A 4033-nucleotide genomic window follows, 5' to 3' on the forward strand; every position below is an offset into this window, starting at 1 on the left:
GGGGGTCTAAATCTGGAACTGCGAGATTTGGGTAAGGTTTCCGGTAGCCTGCGAAATTTAGTCACCTTGGGGACTCTGATTACCCTAATGGGAGGCGGGATGGCGGCACACTGGTTGGGTGAGTTCCCTTGGCCGATCGCATTTCTTTATGCTTCTCTGGTAGTGGTAACCGGCCCCACCGTTGTCAGTCCCCTTCTCAAACACGTCAAAGTCGATCGACAAGTTGCTGCACTGCTGGAAGGAGAAGGCGTCCTCATCGATCCCGTCGGCGCAATTCTCGCAGTAGTCGTGCTGGACACGATTTTAAACGCACACGCCAATCCCTCGATCGCCATCAGCGGCTTATTTCTGCGCCTGGGTATTGGTGGTGCTATTGGTGCTGCTGGTGGCTGGCTACTCGGTTTTATTCTCAAACGCGGCAATTTCTTATCAGAAGATTTGAAAAATTTGGTTGTTTTAGCCGGCTTGTGGGGCTTGTTTGCATTAGCGCAATCAATCCGCAGCGAGTCGGGGCTAATGGCAACCGTAGTTGCGGGAATTGTCCTCAACGCTTCCTCTGTTCCAGAAGAACGCTTGTTGCGACGGTTTAAAGGTCAGCTGACCATTCTCAGCGTCTCGGTTTTATTCATCCTCCTTTCGGCAGATCTTTCACTTGACAGCGTGCTTGCCCTTGGTTGGGGCAGCTTATATACTGTCTTGGTACTGATGTTTGTGGTGCGTCCCCTGAGCATCAGCTTGTGTACCTTAAATAGCGACTTGAATTGGCGACAAAAACTATTTGTCAGCTGGATTGCTCCCAGAGGAATTGTCTCAGCTTCTGTTGCTTCTCTATTTTCAATTCTGTTAACCCAACGGGGAATAAATGGTGGAGATTCTATCAAAGCTCTTGTCTTCCTGACGATTATGATGACTGTGTTTCTGCAAGGGCTGACGGCTAGTTGGGTAGCGAGAGCGCTGCAAATCACCTCACAGGAAGCAACGGGGGTTGTCATCGTCGGTTGTAATTCTTTAAGTCGATTGATTGCCCATTTATTTCAAGATCGGGGTGAGTCAGTTGTACTGATCGATACCGATCCGGAAGCTTGCCGAATCGCAGAACAGCAAGGTCTGCGAGTTTTTTTGAGCAGTGGTCTCGATACCCGCGTTTTGGAAGAGGCGGGGCTGACATCGGTAGGAACTTTCTTAGCTATGACCAGCAATGGAGAGGTAAATTTAGTTTTAGCTCAACGAGCGGCGGAGGAATTCGCGCCACCCAGAGTTTTGGCAGTATTTCCTCGCGATCCGCAAGCCAGTACGGCTAACAATAAAGCTAAAGTGCAGCAAGCTTTTGTCTCCCATTTACACATTAAGACTTGGAACGAGTACCTGAGTGAAGGTAAAGTGAGATTGGGTGAAACAGCGCTCAAAGAAGATGGATTTGCGTTTCAGCAGGCACATCTTCAAGTGCTGATTAGTTCTGGAGATTTGATGCCATTGTTAATGGAAAGAGACGATCGCTTTTTGGTAGTTCCGGCTACAGAAGAATGGCAGGCGGGCGATCGCATTATTTATCTGTTGCACGACCCCAGACCTAACTTACTCAAACGTTTATCCGGCGCGAGTCCTTCTTCTCGTCTCAGTCTGGAAAAGTTACCTGAAGTTGAAGAAGTGCCAATTGCATCTCCTGCTTTGGAAGTGCCTTTGGAAAAAGCTTGAACGTGAAGAGGGAAAGTCAAAAGTCAAAAGTCAAAAGTTAAAAGTCAAAATATTAATTCCCCCACTCCCTTTTTATTGTGCAATTAGGAACTCTATACGGAATTAGCGTTGGCACGGGCGATCCAGAATTGATTACCCTCAAGGCACTGCGATTGCTTAAACAGTTGCCGGTAGTCGCTTTCCCCTTGGGGGTAGGAGGCAAACCGGGTATGGCTGAGCAGATTGTAGCTCAATGGCTGACGAGCGATCGCGTACAGTTGGCGTTGACTTTTCCCTACGTTCAGGATGAAGCTGTTCTCACTTCAGCATGGCAGCTAGCGGCAGAACAAGTCTGGCAATATCTTGAGAAAGGTATGGATGTGGCTTTTGCCTGCGAAGGTGATGTCAGTTTTTACAGCACTTTTACGTATTTAGCTCAAACTCTCCAACAGCTGCATCCGGAAGCGACAGTGGAAACTGTGCCGGGTGTTTGCTCGCCGATGGCAGCGGCGGCAATGTTAGGATTGCCTTTGACAGTTCGCGACCAACGGTTGGTTGTATTACCTGCCCTTTATCGGGTGGAAGAACTAGAAGCGGTTTTAGACGGGGCGGATGTGGTGGTTTTGCTGAAAGTAAGTTCGGTTTACGAACAAGTTTGGCAGGTGTTGCAGAGGCGTCAGCTACTCAGCAGCAGCTATGTTGTAGAACGGGCGACATTACCTGATATGAAGATATACAGGGATTTACGCGATCGCCCCGATCTCAAATTACCCTACTTTTCTTTGCTGATTGTTCAAGTCACTCGCTCGGATTAAAATTGCAGATTGTTTGTCAAAATTCAATTCTTCAATTAAAATCTCAAATCAAAAATTCCCATGTCGTACTCCTCAAGAGTTCCAACATCTTCGGAAAAAATATTTAATTTGCCGACTCTGTTGGCAACCGTAATTTCTCTGGGAGCGCACGGATTGCTTTGGGTCGTCGGGCCGGCATTATCCTCCTCCAATTTGGCACAATCCGATCCGCGACGAATTGTCGGATTTGTGCAGTTGACTCCAGATGAAATGAGTCGTCTGCCGGAATATTCTTTGCCACAACCGAAGTTGCCATCTTTGCCCGCAGCACCGCCGAAAAATCTGTTGCCGCCGTTGCCTCCTTTGCAATCTTATACTCCTTTGCCGCCGCCACCGAGCGTTCCGATTTACGAACCTCCTACTATTCCGTTGTCGCCACCGTCGGTGACTTCTTCCGAGCGACCATCTCAGAAGCCCAATATTTCTAGTCGCGAAGAAACAAAGCTAAACGAGCGATCGCCTGTTTCCGAGCCTGATATTAAAATAGAGTCGCGTCAAACTCCACAAGGAGCGATCGCACCAAACCCAACTCCTACTCCGGAAAGTGCTACCACCCCCAGACGCTCTACTACTGCAAGACGCACTGCGACTCCCGAATCGGCGAGAACGCCAGAATCAAGTATTACTCCACAACCGAGTCTGGGTCCCAAAGCTGCCATCACTCCCGAAGTAACTCTCACTCCACAGCCGAGTATCAGTCCAGAAACTCCTACCACTCCGCAAGCAACTCCCACTCCACAACCGACTAATACTCCTGAAGGTCAGAATATTACCAAAAATACGGAGACTGGCGTGCGACCTAATGACACTTTACCCGCTACGGTTTCCCCTTCTTTATTACCTTCTCCTTCGTCTCCTTCTGCGATCGAAACATTGCCCAAAAAAGGTGCCGAATCGGTCGCTCCCTCAAACCTACAAGCTCGTTTACCTAATTTCTATCCCAAGTCTGCTCCTACGCCGCCAAGTCAAGAGTATCTCGATTCGGTGACTAAGGCTCGCTATAACTACAATCCGGCTGGTACAACAGAGAATGAGGGACGGGAAAAGTATCAGAAGTGGTGGGCGGAGAAAGTCAGCCGATATACAAACAAAATTAATGGTGCCAGATCCCCAAAATCTCTCTCCATAAAGTCTCCTTATGAGGAGAAAGTACCTGATGTAGCCGAAGGTTGGGTACTGGTGTTGTTTGGCCCTGATGGCAAAATTGTGGGTCAGCCGGATTTGATTCGCAGTACTGGATACCCCGAAATGAATCAGAAAGCTTTAGAGGAAGTTAAGAAGATTTCGATCGAGCGAACTGGCAAATATGAAATTTACCAGTACATCATCAATGTTGAGCAAAACGATTTACCTTCTGGAGTAGGGGCTAAGGGCTAGGGCGTCGGGGCTAGGGAAGAGGGGAAAGGGGGAAAGGGGGGAAAGGGAAAAGGAAATAGGGAACAAATTTATTCTCCCACTCCCCCACTCCCCCACTCCCCCACTCCCGCACTCCCCTTCTTCCAGAC

3 protein-coding genes are annotated in these 4033 nt (G+C 48.7%); all 3 read left to right on the forward strand.

What is annotated here, in order from left to right; all coding sequences use genetic code 11:
* On the forward strand, positions 1 to 1695 hold a 1695-nt coding region (locus H6S82_RS21920; protein WP_191056699.1), incomplete at its 5' end, for a cation:proton antiporter.
* Between the two features lie 77 nt (positions 1696 to 1772).
* Entirely contained in the window at positions 1773 to 2489 is a 717-nt protein-coding gene (locus H6S82_RS21925) for a precorrin-2 C(20)-methyltransferase (protein WP_190464359.1), read from the forward strand.
* Between the two features lie 60 nt (positions 2490 to 2549).
* Positions 2550 to 3905 carry a hypothetical protein gene (locus H6S82_RS21930; protein WP_191056700.1) on the forward strand — a complete coding sequence of 452 codons (1356 nt, stop codon included), beginning with the start codon at positions 2550 to 2552 and terminating at the stop codon, positions 3903 to 3905.
* The last annotated feature ends 128 nt before the right edge of the window (positions 3906 to 4033 follow it).

This window comes from Planktothrix sp. FACHB-1355 (genome assembly GCF_014748295.1).
GTDB classification, from domain to species: Bacteria; Cyanobacteriota; Cyanobacteriia; order Cyanobacteriales; family Aerosakkonemataceae; genus Aerosakkonema; species Aerosakkonema funiforme_A.

What these genes read in the sequence shown, in the direction of transcription:
- H6S82_RS21930 (WP_191056700.1), top strand. Translation starts at nt 2,550, where the DNA reads ATGTCGTACTCCTCAAGAGTTCCAACATCTTCGGAAAAAATATTTAAT.